At 39.9% G+C, this 17,065-nt stretch carries 12 protein-coding genes; 4 read left to right on the top strand and 8 right to left on the bottom strand.

Annotated elements, in window-relative coordinates; all coding sequences use genetic code 11:
* The first annotated feature begins 335 nt into the window (after positions 1-335).
* Entirely contained in the window at positions 336-641 is a 306-nt protein-coding gene (locus tag Q0465_RS02970; protein WP_298612590.1) for a hypothetical protein, read from the top strand.
* 22 nt (positions 642-663) lie between these two features.
* On the opposite strand, the gene fmt is transcribed toward Q0465_RS02970, so the two are convergent.
* The 8 genes from fmt to Q0465_RS02930 form a co-directional block, all read right to left on the bottom strand.
* The gene (fmt, locus tag Q0465_RS02965) at positions 664-1,635 is read right to left on the bottom strand and encodes a methionyl-tRNA formyltransferase (protein WP_298612588.1); all 972 of its coding nucleotides are present in this window, start codon (positions 1,633-1,635) and stop codon (positions 664-666) included.
* Positions 1,628-3,079 carry an LptF/LptG family permease gene (locus Q0465_RS02960; RefSeq protein WP_298612585.1) on the bottom strand — a complete coding sequence of 484 codons (1,452 nt, stop codon included), beginning with the start codon at positions 3,077-3,079 and terminating at the stop codon, positions 1,628-1,630. Before Q0465_RS02960 ends, fmt begins: the two co-directional genes overlap by 8 nt.
* A 122-nt stretch (positions 3,080-3,201) precedes the next feature.
* On the bottom strand, positions 3,202-3,579 hold the full coding sequence (locus Q0465_RS02955; RefSeq protein ID WP_298612582.1) for an START-like domain-containing protein: 378 nt from the start codon (positions 3,577-3,579) through the stop codon (positions 3,202-3,204).
* An 85-nt stretch (positions 3,580-3,664) separates the two neighbouring features.
* Entirely contained in the window at positions 3,665-4,960 is a 1,296-nt protein-coding gene (locus Q0465_RS02950) for a YihY/virulence factor BrkB family protein (RefSeq protein WP_298612579.1), read from the bottom strand.
* A 334-nt stretch (positions 4,961-5,294) separates the two neighbouring features.
* Positions 5,295-6,572, bottom strand: a complete 1,278-nt coding sequence (locus tag Q0465_RS02945; RefSeq protein ID WP_298612610.1) for a cysteate synthase — start codon at positions 6,570-6,572, stop codon at positions 5,295-5,297.
* A gap of 120 nt (positions 6,573-6,692) precedes the next feature.
* Positions 6,693-7,424 (bottom strand): glycosyltransferase, encoded by a 732-nt coding sequence (locus tag Q0465_RS02940; RefSeq protein WP_298612576.1) that lies wholly within the window; start codon positions 7,422-7,424, stop codon positions 6,693-6,695.
* Complete coding sequence (locus tag Q0465_RS02935) at positions 7,400-8,170, bottom strand: class I SAM-dependent methyltransferase (RefSeq protein WP_298612573.1); 771 nt, start codon at positions 8,168-8,170, stop codon at positions 7,400-7,402. The genes Q0465_RS02940 and Q0465_RS02935 overlap by 25 nt, the downstream gene beginning before the upstream one ends.
* Positions 8,161-11,208 carry a tetratricopeptide repeat protein gene (locus Q0465_RS02930; RefSeq protein WP_298612570.1) on the bottom strand — a complete coding sequence of 1,016 codons (3,048 nt, stop codon included), beginning with the start codon at positions 11,206-11,208 and terminating at the stop codon, positions 8,161-8,163. Before Q0465_RS02930 ends, Q0465_RS02935 begins: the two co-directional genes overlap by 10 nt.
* A 370-nt stretch (positions 11,209-11,578) precedes the next feature.
* On the opposite strand from Q0465_RS02930, the gene dnaK reads away from it, so the two are divergent.
* The 3 genes from dnaK (at position 11,579) to Q0465_RS02915 (ending at position 17,061) form a co-directional block, all read left to right on the top strand.
* Positions 11,579-13,504, top strand: a complete 1,926-nt coding sequence (gene dnaK, locus Q0465_RS02925; protein ID WP_298612568.1) for a molecular chaperone DnaK — start codon at positions 11,579-11,581, stop codon at positions 13,502-13,504.
* A 379-nt stretch (positions 13,505-13,883) separates the two neighbouring features.
* Entirely contained in the window at positions 13,884-15,998 is a 2,115-nt protein-coding gene (locus Q0465_RS02920; protein WP_298612566.1) for a caspase family protein, read from the top strand.
* A 139-nt stretch (positions 15,999-16,137) separates the two neighbouring features.
* The gene (locus tag Q0465_RS02915; RefSeq protein WP_298612564.1) at positions 16,138-17,061 is read left to right on the top strand and encodes a DMT family transporter; all 924 of its coding nucleotides are present in this window, start codon (positions 16,138-16,140) and stop codon (positions 17,059-17,061) included.
* Positions 17,062-17,065: the final 4 nt, after the last annotated feature.

Genomic DNA, 17,065 nt, shown 5'->3' with positions numbered 1-17,065 from the left:
AAACAATTTCATACCCTTTTCCAAATTTTAAACCATATTTTTATAACAAAATTTTTTAACTAACTTAATTTGCTCTGTTACAAGCATTAATAAAAAAGATTTTAATAAAATCTTTTGTAAACCACAAAAAAGATGACCTTAACTGTTACTATACAAAAGCACAAGTCGCCTCATAAACTGATTAACGAAATCATGTAAAATAAAAAGGATGAGACATTATTGTATCGGTAAACCAAGGGAAAGACAGGAGAAGAATCATAAAATGAAATAAATACATTATCTTCTTTTTTCATTGTCCAATTATGCTTAAATTTGAGAAATACATTTCAATGATTATGAAAAACCATTTATCAGAAACAGAGAGAATTCGGACGTGGAAACATACAAATGAAGAACGGCTCCTGCGTCAATGGAATAAAAAAAACCTACGCTTCTTTTGGGGAGTTATTTTCAGTATGTGGGGATTTGCTTTAGTCTATCTTATCCTCTACGGTTTTCACACTCCTCTTACCACTAACTATTATTTCTATTTTGCTTTATTTTATCCTCTTTTAATGGGGTACATATACAGAAAAAGAATCCGTACTATCCTGCGGAAAAGAAAAGAAGAACTACAGAAAACGAAAAATACCGAATACTAATTTTATTCTGCATTCTTTTGTACTACATACTGATTCTATACTCACTGACCCGGAAGCCACGCAAAAATTCTTCAGTCTTCATCCTTTTCTTTCCTGAAAGCTGAATTTCTTCTAAACGGATCCGGCCATTGGGCACACATACTTCCCACTTCTTTTTACCATCCGTCCTGATTTCTCCCGGGACATCCCCCGGCTCTCCAACAATCTTTTGAGCTGATATCACTTTCATAGCTACGACTTCTCCCGTTTCCTTATGCTGAAGCTCAGTCCAGGCCGAAGGGAAAGGAGATAAACCACGGATATGATCATAGACCTGTCCGACGTCAGCACCCCAATCGATCTTCATATCTTCTTTGAAAATCTTGGGGGCTAAAATAGCCTCCCGCCCTTTTAATAATTGCTTCTGGTCTAGCAAAGGATAAGTATTATTTTCGATTGCCTCTACTGTTTTCAAAAGCAAATCTGCACCTGTCCCCATCAAAATGTCGTACAGTTCCCCTGCTGTCATGTCAGCTCCAATCTCTACTTTTTGCTGAAATATGACATTACCGGTATCTACTTCATGCTTCAATAAAAACGTAGTCACCCCCGTAACCCGCTCCCCATTCATCAAGACCCGGTTGATCGGAGCAGCCCCCCGGTAATCCGGTAAAAGAGAAGCATGCAAGTTCACCGTTCCCAAAGGAGGCATATTCCATACGACTTCAGGCAACATTTTGAAAGCAACGACTAACTGCAAATCAGCCTGTAATGCCTGCAATTCCTGCAAAAAATGTTCTTCCCGGAATTTCTCCGGCTGCAAAATCTTTAAACCGGCATCCTTTGCATATTTCTTTACAGCAGATTCCTGCAATTTCTGTCCTCTCCCGGCAGGTTTATCGGGATTTGTAACGACTCCCACCACATTAAAACCGGCTTCGATTATCTTCTTTAACGGCAATACGGCAAATTCCGGAGTACCCATATATACGATTCTCAACTTATGCTCAGACATTTCTTTTCCGTTTAAAAAAGCCCGTAATCTTTTTAATGAAATTAGAATATGCTTCTCCGTTCAGCACTTCGGAATCCGTCACGGATTTATAAGTCAGTAATACTCCTAAAGGTAAAAGTATAATCGATGACATCCAGGCCCCGAACCATACGCTTATAACTGCTTCCCGGGCAGATCTTTCTCCTATCATAGAGATGACATAATAGATAATAAACAGTAATACGGACACTACAACCGGCATCCCTAAACCTCCCTTACGGATAATACCTCCTAAAGGCGCCCCAATAAAAAAGAAAATAAAACAGGCAAAAGAAAGCGTAAACTTCTTATGCCATTCAATCTGATTTTTCCGGATCTGCTCCTCTTGCTTCAAAGTATAACTCATACTGTTCTGAGTGGCAGCTTTCACATTCCGGGCATATTCCAAACCACTTGCCACGGCTCTCTGCTGTTCTTCCGGATCAAAACTAGTAAATAAACTGTCCACGTCAACTACCCAATTCCGGGTCTCCAACCGCAAAATGCTATCTTTTTTTACACTGGAAGCTTTACTTTTTTCGAAACCGGTACTCAATATACGGGTAGCATCCATATTCTTCCGGTCGTCTACAATTTTTTGTAAGGAATCTATCGTATATTTTAACTGATTCAAATTCAACATAATAGCAGAACGAAACATATCTTCATCCGTCCTTTTCAATTCATTACCCGGTAAATCGATTAACAAACTCTGTTTATCAAATTTCAGTCTCCTGAAAGGGAAAGTTCTCCGGTTGGTAGCTTTCATTCCTTCATCCGTATAAGTACGCCCGTGAAAAAGCACCAGTTCCATGACATTATCGTGTGGATTACTGACCATAATACCGGAATCGGCCCGGGTTACTTCGTAATTTCCGGGTACAGTTTTATGATTATATATCAACATATTATACATCATTCCGGTTTCCTTGTTGATCTTATCAATTTTTATACTATATCCTTCCAGGTCGTTTGTAAAAACTCCTTCTTTGAAAGACAATTCCGGCTTATGTCTTTTTATATCATACAAAAGGCTACCCGCTTTCAGATTCGCAACCGGTAATATATTGTTCGAAAAGAAAAAAGCAAAAATGGTGAGGAATACGATAAATACAATCAGGGGATACATGATCCGGTAAAGAGAAATACCGGCTGCCTTCAGTGCTATCAACTCGTAGTTTTCCCCTAAAGTACCGAAAGTCATAATTGAAGAAAGCAGTACGGCTAAAGGCAATGCCATAGGGATCAAAGAAACAGAGAAATAAAACAATAATTCTGCTATAACGGAAAAATCCAACCCTTTTCCTACCAATTCATCAATGTAACGCCATAGCATCTGCATCAATAGTACAAACATACTGATAAAGAAAGTCGCCACAAAAGGGCCACTAAAACTTTTCAGCATAAACACATGTAATCTCTTCATCTGCAAACCTTCGTATTAAGCAGCCACAAATGTAGAAAAAATTAGGGAATTTGAAAATGAGAAAGTTGGGTTTCGGACGTTTCTATCCATTATTTATAAAAACAATTCAGATACTTCTTTCTTTAAGCTCCCAAATTACGATGCAAAATATCCATTTGTTTATCCCACAATCCAATCGTATCCGCTTCATCTTCCGGATCTGTAAAATCAGTAATTAACAAGGCGACATCTTCTGTCAAAGGATGAACCTGAATACTGAATTGAAAATATTCTTTCGGATCGTCACTATCTTCCCAACGGAAACGAACAAACACATTGTTTTTTTTATCAACCAACACAGCCGGATGCTCTGTCCCATTCCAAATAAAGATAAATTTTCCCTCTTTTTGTATTACGTCATCTGCAAACCATTCAGATAAACCGGCAGCGGTGCTCAAGCGTGAAAAAAGTACTTTTACAGATGATGAAAAAATATATTCCAACTCTATTTTTTTCCGCATATTTTTTAAATTTGAGCACAATATACTAAAACTATTTGTAAATGCAAAATCAAAAGAGCAGGATAAGTCTTCCGCAACATTAAAATCAAGCGAATTTTTCATCCCCAAATTCCTGATAAATAGCCTTTACAAACCGTTTCTCCCATTCATCCTCCCCCCCCTTTCCGACATTGGACAAACGGATAATGACTTCCGCCCAAGAAAGCTGATACAGGTCGATTGCCGGCAAATACGTATGATCGTCGTCTTTTCCCGTTTCCGCCAATATCCCTTTATCGATCAATTGTTGCAATACAACTTGCAATTTACTCGTACTCATACACAGTTCATCACAAATCATTCCCAAGGTCGGGATGTTATGGTTTTGTATATATATTCTGGAAATATAGGTAAGTATCCGTAAAGAAATTTCTACATTATCTATCCACCGGCTTTCTTTATCCATGACATCCCGGAACATAAAATGCCGGTTCTTTATAATATAACATAATTCCGTTCCCCACAATACGATACTCCAGCTCAACTGTAACCACACCAATAATAAGGGTAATGCAGCCAGGCTCCCGTATATTGCATTATAAGAACTGACCCCGATTTGAAAACGGATATAAAACCACTGTACAATCTGATAAACAGAACCAGCCACAATCCCTGCAACTAAAGCATATTTAAACTGAACCCGGGTGGTCGGCATAAACATATAAAGAAATATAAACAACATCCACACCAGGATAAATGGCAAAAAATTCAGCAAAGTAATGATCAGGGAACTGGCATAGCTCAAAAATCCGTCCTCCATGGCAATCGTCTGAAGATTGGATGTAAGAAAAACGTTTATACTACTGATCAGTATGATGAAAATAGGAGCAATAAACATAATCGAGAGATAGTCGGTAAATTTTTTAGTAACACTCCTTCCTTTTACCACTCCCCATATCTGATTCATTGCCAGTTCAGTATTCCCCAGTACTCTTATTACAGCCCACAATAAAAAGACGATGCCGATTCCGGTGATCAATCCGCCCTGCGTATTTTCTAAAGCTTGATTAGCAAACTGAAGGACAAAATCCACAATCTCCGGATTTGTCAAAGTTTGCTGATGCAACTGGTCTTCCAATAAAGTATAAACTCCAAATCCCTTAGCAATTCCCAATGCCAAAGCCACTATAGGTACAAACGATAAAACCGAGTAAAACGTAAGAGCCGAGGCCGAGATAATACAGGAGTCTTTCACAAACCGGTGTAACGATATCACCAATACAGCCAAAATTTTTAAAAAGATATCCCCTAAAATGGTCGATTTCTTCCAATCTTTTCGTATGACAGCATAATAAAAATCCAGAGAGCCGTATTTTTTTAGTCTGATTTTGTATTTCTGCATTTCTCGGAAAATTAAAACTTTTACAATCAGTCAGGAAAATTTTGTTTTGCGGAAAAAAAGTTCTCTTTCCCAAACAGAAAACTTCCGGCTTACAGTGAAGGAGGTTTTCCTCTTAAAAGGCAAAGATATAACATATCGGGTAACAAAAAAAGAAGGAATCCTCCGAAAATCCTGTTCTTTTGAGGAATGCGGCAATAAATTTCAGAATACGGCAACCTCCTGAACCTACTCCCCGATAAACAGAATTATCCCGGGATACCGTTTGCAGAATAAAATAAACAATAAGCTATTACGCTAAAAACAGGATTCCCGAGCCCCTTCCCCTCTTTCCGGATCAGGCAAATAATCCGGAAACAGTTTCTTTTACAAAATCAGGTTCAGCATCCAAACGGAAAATATAATCCGCTTGTTTGTATACTAATTTGTGTTCCTTTTTAAAACGGTCAATTCCTCCTCCTGTAATATTCAGCATAATTACAGCCTCCTTTGCAACTTTCCCCTCTTGTACAGCTTTTATCAAAGAAGCGATTGCCACACCAGCAGCAGGTTCAATATCACATCCTTCCAGACGCCAAAATAATTCCATAGCAGACAACGTCTCATTATTTGTCGCCACCAGAACGTCTCCGCCCGTTTCCGTCAAGGCATCGAACAATCCGCCTTTCACTGCATAGGGAGGTTTCCGGTTGGAAAGAACTTTTGCACAAATTTCTCCCACTTGTTGACGGGATACTTCATCTGCTACCGGTAACAAATTCCGTGACCCTCTTTTCCAGGCATCGTATATAGGCGTAAAAGGGATATTCTGAGATACCATCAACTTCATCAAATTTTTCCCGTAACGTCCGTCTACAATGAAACGTTTATTGGCTTCCCAGGCAGCAATAGCACCTGTGCCACTTCCTACGGCCTGAAAATAATAATCCGGAATCCGGCCAATGGTTGTCACGGCTGATAAGACCGTAGTACCCATGCCATCCCGGCGAGCTACATTCTTTGCTCCTCCTTCCGGATAAAATTGTTCCATCTGACAAACAATATTGGAAAGATGTATGGCGTCGAAGTAATCACTCCCGCTTTCAGTGGCGATTACTTTTACACAAGGATTCAGAGGACGGGCCGCCCACATCGCATCCATACAATCTGCGGGGATACATAATAAAAGCGGAATATTATTTTCCGAACATACCCTGGCAAAAGCCCGGGCAGTATTCCCGGCCGATGCTACCACCATTACTTTGTTACTATTCTGATTGATACGGGCACAAACGGCATAAGCTTCACATTCCTTAAAAGCTCCCGTCATCATAAAAGCCCCTTTTTCAGGCCAATATCCATTAAAAGTGATATAAAGATTAGACAATCCCAATTCCTTTGCCAACCCGACACTCTTATAGGTAACAGGAGCACCGGAACCTTCTAAAGTCCGGCAAATAGGCAACCAATCTGAAAACTTATAAAGACCAGGCAAATACTCTTTTACTTCTAATTGTTTCTTGGCATACTGTGCAAAAATCAAAGCAGCACCGTCTTTATTCGGGCAGTCTAATTCCCAGTCCCCATCTCTAAACTTCTTCCCACAACAACGGGATTCCAAGACATAATCGGTCATTTCCAATGTTTTCACTTTAAAGCATATTTCATTCAATATGCAAAATTAAAGTATTTTGTTATACCGGACTTGGGTATAAATACTACTTTTTAACCATTCCTTAGGAGAGCGGCAAAAAGTTCAACGATATTTCCGGTAGATGGTATATAATTCGAAAGGCATTTTCAGCAGATGGGAAAAGCGAATTTTACTCCCTCCTTTTTCTTCCCATCTATCCAGGGGAATTTCCTTTACTACCACATTATAGTCCGCATGTCCCTGCCGTATCCGAAGCAAAAGTTCCACATCAAACAACCAGGGAGAATGAAAAGGGCGGGCAAATATTTCCCGGGCAACTGAAGTCGTAAAGATTTTAGCTCCGCATTGGGTATCGTATGCATTTAAACGGAAAAGTAAACCCACAACAGTTGCAAAAATACGTCCCATATAATGGCGTAAGGGTTTTCTGCTTACCCTGACCCCCATCCTTTTGATCCTCGATCCCATAACGACTACTACATTTTTTTCAGTCTCCAATACCTTGGCCAACCGGTACACTTCCGGAAGCGGAGTTGCCAGATCCGCATCCATAAATCCCACCCACTCATACGTATTCTTTTCCGATACCTGTACAATTCCGGAACGTACAGCTTCCGCTTTCCCCTGATTCGGTTTCTTATTTACAGCCAGAATACGGTCCGGAAAAAGAGACTGCATATTTTCCAATACCCTCCACGTTTCATCCGTACTCCCGTCGTTTACAAAACAAATATCCATATCCGGATTTTCCTTTAGAAAACTCAGATATACGTCTACAGCCAAACGATTTGCTTCATTGTAGCAAGGTACTATGATACAGATTTTTTTCGGCATAATACATAAGTTGATAAACCCGGCAAACGGATCCCGATTGAATTAAAAATTCTCCCTACATGATAATCAAAAGTCAATACTTTCTTTAACAAAGATGTCCACCCATTTTTCCCTTTCCATTCTACCAATCCCGTAGTTTCTTTTCCTTTTCCCAGTATTTTTTCTTTTCCTTTTTTCAATATCCGGGGCAGCAATAAAGACGTATAAAAATACCCGGAAGTACATATTTTTAAATCTGCCTGCCGGACGAGATCCTTCAATTTCCTCAAAGAATAGCGGCGGTAATGTCCCAGAAAAAGATCGTGCGAAGTATATAAACTTTGAAAAGCCGGAACTGTAATTAAAATTTCCGTATGTTCCGTAAAAAAAGGCCGGTTTGTCAATTGTTTTAAAAACGCCTGATCAGTTTCAATATGCTCTACTACATCCAGCAATAGAATAAAATCCATCTGTTTTACCTTATCTGCCACAGCTGTAAAATTATTGAAAACCTTTACCTGTTTATTTTTCTGACTGAGCAGAAGGACTTCTTCCTCCGAATAGGCAATATCCACGCAATAAAAGTGAAGCCGGGGATGTTTCCCAAGCAGATATTCCTCTAAAAACAAATCCCCGCATCCAATATCTAAAATCTCATACTCCCGCTCCGGTTCTAATTTCAACAAACTGTCAATTATCCCGGCCCGCGACATTTCCCAGGGATGCCGTCTTACTGTTTCAATTTTCCGCCTTTCTTTCAGATCCATGCCGAATTTCCTTTCTTTTTATACAAAAGTGCTTCGCGGTTGTCCGGGTCCAACTGTAAGGCCTTATCCAATAAAGTCAATGCATTTTCAGATTTATTCAAAGCCTGCATATACAAAGCCCTTAAAACGAATAGTTCAGCATCTGTATTTACCCCGGATAAACGGCTCAACAAATGCGCTGCCTCAGCATAATTATGCTGCATCAATTTCAACCTCAGCTCCACTTTTAACAGGGGAAGATAGTTGGGTTCTGCTTTCAACACTTTTTTCACAACCTGCTCAGCCTGAGCATAATTTTTTATCCGGCAAAGGCAATCTGCCAAATGCGTCAAAGCCGATATATCCGGAATAACTTTCACTACTTTACTGTATAATTCAGCAGCCTGCCTATAATCACCATTTATACGGATAATATCGGCAGCTAACAATAAAGCTTTTCCATCATTAGGACGTATATTCAGTAATTTATTCAGACAATTTATAGCTTCCTGATAATTTTTCATAGAAAAATAAACCAACGCCTTCAGGTAATGGGCGTCGACTGAAACAGAATTCTGTGCCAGCATCCGTTCCGTTGCAGACAATGCAGCCGGGTAATTCCCCCCTTTAATATAAGCCATTGCCTGCATGTAAAGGGCCTCATTCAGCGCCGGATGTAAAGACAAGGCTTTCTCTGCACTTTCCAGTACTTTATCATATTGTTTAGTTACATAATACAATTTTGCCATTCTGGACCATACTTCCTCGTTTCCCGGATATTCTGCCGTATATTCTTCGAAAACCTGTAATGCCTCCGGTATCCGATTTTCTTTCTCCAATTCAAAACCTTTCAATTCTTTTTTAGTGGGCCTTCTTACAACGCAGGAAACGGGATAGCCGTCTACAGCCGGAGAGTACAGATTTCCGTCAGGCGGATATAACCCCTGCTGCAACTGAAACCGATTCACATATACATTTCCAAATAAAGCGTAATCCCAATCTTTGGAATATTTTTCATAATAACGGCTATAGATCACCTTCACATTGGTATCTTTCCTAAAGTAATAGGAAACTCCGTCCGGGAACTGCGTAACAATAACAGTTTTCCGGTCCGAGGGAAGTTGCACATTTTTTTTAAACCAGTCTGAAGAAGCTTTGAGCGAATTGAAATAATAATCCGTTTCATAATTTCCATAACTTTTCTTCAGTCCCCCTGCCAGCTCGTTAAAATATACATATTGATTAGGATGATTCCGGAAAAAATGGATAACCGGCAAAACCAGCAATCCCATAAGAATGAGCAGCACTATTGTTTGTATCTGCTTATTCCTCCTGTATTCCAACAGCTTTGTCCAGAAAAAAGCAGATAAAACCACCATGGGAGGAATAACAAATAATAAATGCCGGATTCCTCCGTATAAATTAGAATTTTTATAGATCACCCAAAACAAGGGAAAGAGGAAAGCAAAGAAAATAAAGTAAACCGGCAATACAAAAGCTTTCCGCTTGACCAATACATAAATACCGGATCCGATACATCCCAATACAGTAATTAAAGGCATTCCGATTAACAAGTATTTAGGAGCATATTTCCACGGTAACATATTAGACATCATTTGCTCCCCGTCGAAAATGGTTCTCAAACCGATGCTGTAATTCGTAAATTTCTGCAGGGAAAATAATACATTGGACAAGGGTTTCTGAAGGGCAAAAGGCCACAATAAAATAGCCAATATATAGCTGGATACAATGACAATCACGAAAACCTGAAGGATATTCCATATCGATTGACGGTATTTACCGATTTTATAAAATTCTCTCACTCCATAAGTAGAAATATAATACAAACCGCCGTACATAAGCAGCATCGGATATAAAATCAATCCTCCGGAACGGGTTCCCAGCGCCAGGGCAATCCCCAGTACCAAACCGATTATATGACGCAAACGAAAGAAAGGATAGTAATCAAAAAGGCGTATGGTATAATAAACAGCCATCAAATAGCCTACGGCAAAAGGAATATCTTTCAAATTATTCATACTGTGTCCGAAATACCGGGGAGTAAAAAACATCAGCAATACAGACAGCAGTCCACACAAACCTCCCCCCAGCCGTAAGCCGAGCAATCCCGCAAATAAAATTCCCAAAGCTCCGTTCAATGCGCAAATAACATGCCGGGTTTCGTAATAATGATCGATATGGAAGAGCTCACATACAGCAGCAGCGATCACCTGCATGGAAATACCATATAAATGTAATGCAGTTTTAGGTTGATTGATTGCTGCCGGATCGCCCTTGGTAAAATAATCCAAAACATAGCCCGCATGCCGGGAATCCACCGGTTCATCACCTGTAATTCCATAATCCTGGCTGATATAAGGCATAAATACAAAAGCAAAAGCAATAAAAAGGAACATCAATGCCCGGAAAGTCATTTCACGGGGAACCCTCCCCTTTTTCTGAAAAAATTCCCTGAAAAATTTACCTGAAAACAGATAGGTAAAAGGAACCCCGAAAGCATAATTCCAAAAAAGCTTCGGACGATGTCCTTCTTTCAAAGGGGGATTCTTTCGGAAATCACCTTTTGTTTCTATCCGGCAAAAATTTATTCCCGAAGTTTTATAGAGGCTGTATCCGATAGCTTCCATTGGATCGGCTGCCAAATCCCCTCCGGCATAAGCTTTTAGAAAAAGAGATTTAGGACCGATTAAAAGCGGACTATCGACCACTTTTTTGTCAGCTTTCCAAAGATTGAATATTCCTGTAAATCTCTCTTTTTTAACAAAATTATTTATATACCCGACGCTATTATTATTCTTTCCATCCAGATATTTCTCTATTCCACTGGCTATTGCCGGCCAGGAAAAACGATTGTCCTGCAATAAAAGTACTGTCTCTGCTTCCGTCGTATTCAACAATTGTACATATTCCTCCTGAGTAACGGATGCTGACAAATTTTTTATTTCCCATTCGTAATTTTCCGCTTTCTTCTCCTCTTTCCCCTCCAGCGGTAAACGATATAAAAGCAAAATCTTTTTTTTGATACTTTTCGTATTCATTCTAAATCTGACTTATTTTACAGAATAATTTTCCCGCACCAACCCGGCTTATTGTTGTAAAACCTCTAACCCATTAGAATACAAAGATAGAAAAAGAATAGCGAAAGAAGAAAAAACAAAGAATAGGGAAATGAAAAAATTAGAGGGGAATGACTGAACCCGTCCTGACGGGATGCGTATACCTGTAAATATGACGTTTTGGCACAAAACATGACATTTCACAACTTAAATTATATAAAATCCGACATTTTTACAAAAAATGAAGCAGATAATGAAATGGCATAAGGTTTGTTAAAAGATAATCGTACTCAAGGGAAAACCTTAAGAGGGAAGAAAACGAATAATATAAACAAATAAAATAAAACGCACTATGGGAAAAATAATTGGAATTGACTTAGGAACTACAAACTCTTGCGTAGCCGTAATGGAGGGTAATGAGCCGGTAGTGATTCCGAACAGTGAAGGTAGACGCACCACTCCTTCTATTGTAGCATTTGTAGATAACGGAGAAAGAAAAGTAGGTGACCCGGCTAAACGTCAGGCGATAACAAACCCGAAGAAAACGATTTACTCTATCAAACGGTTTATGGGGGAAACATATGATCAGGTCACCAATGAAATCAATCGCGTAGCTTATGAGGTAGTAAGAGGAGACAATAACACTCCGCGCGTGGTTATCGACGACCGGAAATATTCCCCTCAGGAAATCTCTGCCATGATCCTTCAGAAAATGAAGAAAACTGCAGAGGATTATCTGGGTCAGGAAATTACGGAAGCAGTGATTACAGTACCGGCTTATTTCAGCGATTCTCAGCGTCAGGCAACCAAGGAAGCCGGAGAAATTGCCGGTTTAAGCGTTAAACGTATTATCAACGAGCCGACAGCTGCCGCTTTGGCTTACGGGCTTGATAAGAAAGACAGAGATATGAAAATTGCCGTATTCGACTTAGGCGGAGGTACGTTTGATATCTCTATCCTGGAATTAGGAGACGGCGTATTTGAAGTGAAATCAACAAACGGGGATACCCATTTGGGTGGAGATGATTTTGACGATATCATTATCAATTGGCTGGCTGACGAATTCAAAAAAGACGAAGGCGTAGATATCCGCAAAGATCCGATGGCTCACCAGCGTTTGAAAGAAGCCGCAGAAAAAGCAAAAATTGAATTGTCCAGTTCGACGACCACGGAAATCAACCTTCCGTATATTTTCCCGGTAGACGGTATACCCAAACACCTGGTCAGAACACTCACAAGAGCCCAATTTGATCAACTGACGTATAAATTAGTAGAAGCCACAATTGAACCTTGTAGAAGAGCATTGAAAGATGCCGGTTTACAAGCTTCCCAAATTGACGAAGTTATTTTGGTAGGGGGTTCTACCCGTATTCCTGCCGTCCAGAAAAAAGTAGAGGAATTTTTCGGCAAAGTTCCTTCAAAGGGCGTGAATCCGGACGAAGTTGTAGCTGTAGGTGCCGCTATTCAGGGAGGTGTATTGACCGGAGAAGTAAAGGATGTATTGTTGCTGGATGTTACTCCGCTTTCATTAGGTATTGAAACCTTAGGCGGTGTGATGACGAAATTGATTGAAGCCAATACGACTATTCCGACGAAAAAATCCGAAGTATTCTCTACAGCTGCCGACAACCAGCCTTCTGTAGAAATCCATATTTTACAGGGAGAACGTCCTTTGGCAAAAGACAATAAAACCATCGGTCGTTTCCACTTGGACAGCATCCCGCCTGCCCCGAGAGGAATACCACAGATTGAAGTGACTTTCGACATAGACGCAAACGGTATTCTGAATGTATCGGCTAAGGATAAAGCAACCGGCAAAGAACAGTCTATCCGGATCGAAGCTTCTTCCGGATTGTCTGACGCCGATATCAAACGGATGAAAGACGAAGCAGCTGCCAACGCCGAAGCCGACCGTCAGGAAAAAGAACGGATCGATACCATCAATAAAGCCGATTCTATGATCTTCCAAACAGAAAAACAACTGAAAGAATTCGGAGACAAATTACCGGCAGATAAAAAAGCACCGATCGAATCAGCTCTTCAGGAACTGAAAGACGCCCACAAAGCTCAGGATGTTGCCCGCATTAACAGTGCTATCGACAAACTGAACAATGTTTTCCAGGCTGCTTCCCAGGAAATGTACAACGCCCAGGCTCAACAACAGCAACAACAGGGCGGTGCTCAACAAGGTCCTCAGGGAAATCCGAACGCCGGACAACAAAATAACGGCGGAAAAGACCAGGAAGTCACTGATGTCGATTTCGAAGAAGTGAAATAAGGCTTCAAAATAAACCATAATAAAAATCCCGTTGTAAATTTACAGCGGGATTTTTTATGGATTTATATTCAAGATGCCTATCGTTCCGAACCAAATTTTGACACACGGCCCCGTTCCCGGAGAATAAAATTTATTGAGACAACTCCTTTGAAATATTGTTGCATTTACAGACATTTTTTATCTTTGTCTTGCTATTCGATTTTCAATTTATAATAAAAAATTATTTATTTTATTAGAATTATAGGAGAATACCATCAGTCAAAGCTTTCGTAAACCGTACACCTTTTACGACCCTTTAAGTTCTCCTTTAGCTACAAAGTATTTAAATTCTGAGGCATATATATAAGTAAACAGAATAACAAAAAAGCAAAAGTAAAATATGAAAAATTTAATAATCTTTTGTATATTGTGTTTAAGCTTTGGTTCTTATGCACAGGAACAATACGTTCCGAAGGTAGATCTTGTTCTAAGTCTTATTTATCCTAAAACGAATGTCCAGTCGATCCGGATTAACATTGAGAGCAAATGGGGACCCAAGCAGATTCAATTGAAAGATATTCAATCTATTTCCTATCAAAATTATTGTCTGATTTTTGCAGAACCTTCCGGTTACTATGGTGCTATCGACATTTTGGGGAATAAAACCACGTTTAAATACAAGTCTGCCGATAAATTATTGTCAAGTAAAGAATGGGCACGCCGGTCGGCTTTTATTTCAACGCATCAGGAGGAATATGCGAAAAGAGATGCAGTTTTACGCTGGAAAGCGATGAACCAAAATTTTAATCGGATGTTAGCCTATCTGAAAAAATCCCGGGCCTCGAAGTATACAGAGTCGGTTTCAATGGTCAGGGGAACTGCACAATTAAAACGCATAAAAATGGGAAATAAATTCGGTATTGTGGACTCAGACAATAATCTGTTGTTCGGAATCCGGTACAATGATATCAAATTGACAGAATACGACCATGACTACGACAAAGCTTTAAAAAACAGATATTCTTTGAATAATGTAAGGCAACCTTACAATCGGTTGTTTCCGGTAAAAGAAGAGGGAAACGGTAAAAATTATAGTTTCGTCGATTATATAGGTGAATATGTCTGGAAAAATGCGAATATAGAAGTTTCCACAAAATTGTGTAATAACACGGATGAAGGCAAAGATTGCTACTTATTCAATTATCGGGGAAAAACAGAAACTTATTATTATAATGGTGACCAGCGCAGCGTAGATCTCAATAAATTCTTTATGCACTATGTAACGCTGAATATAGAGCAATGGGGAAAAAAGGATGAATTCGAATCCTTATCCGAATATGAATTGCGGCAGTCTCCCCTTTATACGAAATGGGCAATGGAATATTATTCCCGATGTGCAGTAATGCTTTACACCCAGTTATATCCCGATATAAATCCATTTGAATTATGTAATTATGACAGGGATAATGAAACTTTTCTGATTAAATCAGAAATCGGAAATATCGCTATATCCGTACCGTTCGAAAGCAGCATGCAATTCAAAAACGACTGGATACAAAACAAAGTAAAATGTCAGGATGCCAGTTTTAACGCAGCCGGTCAGGAAATTTCCCTGGCAGGGATTACATTCGGGAAGTTTAGTGGAACCTCCCTTACCAATTATCATTCTTATGATATTGAAAACAACAATAAGAAAATTACTGTAGTACTCCCTCCAAATTCATCGACAGAAATAATCCCCTCTGATGTCGATATCAATATTCCTCAGACATATACCAAAAAAGAACGGACCTTTGCCGTCATTATTTCAAATGAGAATTACCAAGAACTAGCTTCTGTTCCCTATGCGTTGAACGATGGAAAAATTTTCAGTGAATATTGTCAAAAGACACTGGGTATTCCGCAATCCAATATCCGTCTTTATAAAAATGCTACTTATGGCACAATGCTGAAAGCCATGAAAGATATCCGGGAGTTAGCGGAGGTAAAGGAGAATATTCAGGTATTGTTCTATTATTCCGGTCACGGAGCACCGGAGGAAGGTACGAAAGAAGCTTACCTCCTGCCCATAGACGCTTACGGTGTACAGAGCGAAGTATGTTATCCCCTGGCACGTTTATATAAAGAATTAAATGACTTGAATGCTTCCTCCGTCACAGTATTTCTCGATGCCTGTTTCTGCGGTTCTGCCCGTGACGGAAATATGCTTGCGTCAACCCGTGGTGTGGCAATCAAACCTCAGACGGAATCTCCACTCGGAAATATGATTGTCTTCAGTGCCTCGTCGGAAGATGAAACAGCTCTTCCTTATACCGAAAAAGGGCACGGATTATTTACCTATTTCTTATTAAAAAAATTACAAGCCACAAAAGGCATAGTAACCCTCGGGGAACTACGGGATTATATCTGGACGAATGTGCGGGAACGCTCCAAAATGGTGAACGACAAAATACAAACGCCGACAGTAAAAACCGGCCCTTCCCTTACCCCTAACTGGAGAATGCTTAAATTATAAACTGAAGCCGGATCGAAAAAGGCATTGTAAATCCCTGCTCTTTACAAAAAGCTGTATACTTTTTATAAAGGGCAGGGATTTATCTCTATTTTTGCAAGATTTCCGGTCTATTATAAAAGGGATATCACAATTTCCGAATATGACAATAAACGAATGGAAAGGTCATGGGGCCATGCTGGGGGCCGAAGTGATGTGGGGACTTATGGCCCCGGTTTCAAAATTAGTCCTGGCCAGTGCCGTAACTCCCCTATTACTTACAGATTGCCGTATATTAGGTGCCGCAGGTTTATTTTGGCTGACATCGGCTTTTACAAAACGCGAACACGTAAACACCAAAGATCTGCTCCTTCTCTTTTTTGCATCCTTATTGGGGATAGTATTTAATCAGGGGTCTTTCATATTTGGTCTGAGCCTGACCTCTCCGATCAACGCCTCTATTATAACCACCAGCTCTCCTATTCTCACCCTGATTATTGCAGCTTTTTACCTGCATGAGCCGGTCTCAGGCAAAAAATTAGCGGGAGTATTCCTCGGGGCAACAGGAGCTTTAGTATTGATTTTAAGCGGACAACAAAACGACAACGGAAACGGTAATCTCTGGGGAGACCTACTTTGTCTGTTCGCTCAACTCAGTTTTTCCTTGTACCTCGTGTTGTATAAAGGACTGACAGCCCGTTATTCGCCTATTACGCTGATGAAATGGATGTTTACTTATTCTTCTGTCTGTCTGATTCCTTTTTCTTACCATGAGATCCTCTCTGCAGATTGGCCGTCTCTCAATAAAAGTGTAATCGTCGGACTTGCTGCTGTTGTCTTTTGTGCCACTTTTGTCAGTTATCTGCTTATTCCCCTGGGACAACGTTATCTGCGTCCGACCGTAACCAGTATGTACAATTATATCCAACCCATTGTTGCCAGTATCGTGGCTATCTACTGGGGAATGGATAATTTCAATATACTGAAAGTAATCGCCGTCATACTGGTGTTTACTGGCGTATTTTTTGTCTCCACCAGCCGGAGCCGGGCGGATTTGGAAAAGCAAGAGACGGAAAGTCCCAAATAAACAA

This window comes from uncultured Odoribacter sp., from assembly GCF_937966165.1.
Classification (GTDB): Bacteria; Bacteroidota; Bacteroidia; order Bacteroidales; family Marinifilaceae; genus Culturomica.
This window is presented reverse-complemented; position numbering and strand designations above follow the sequence as displayed.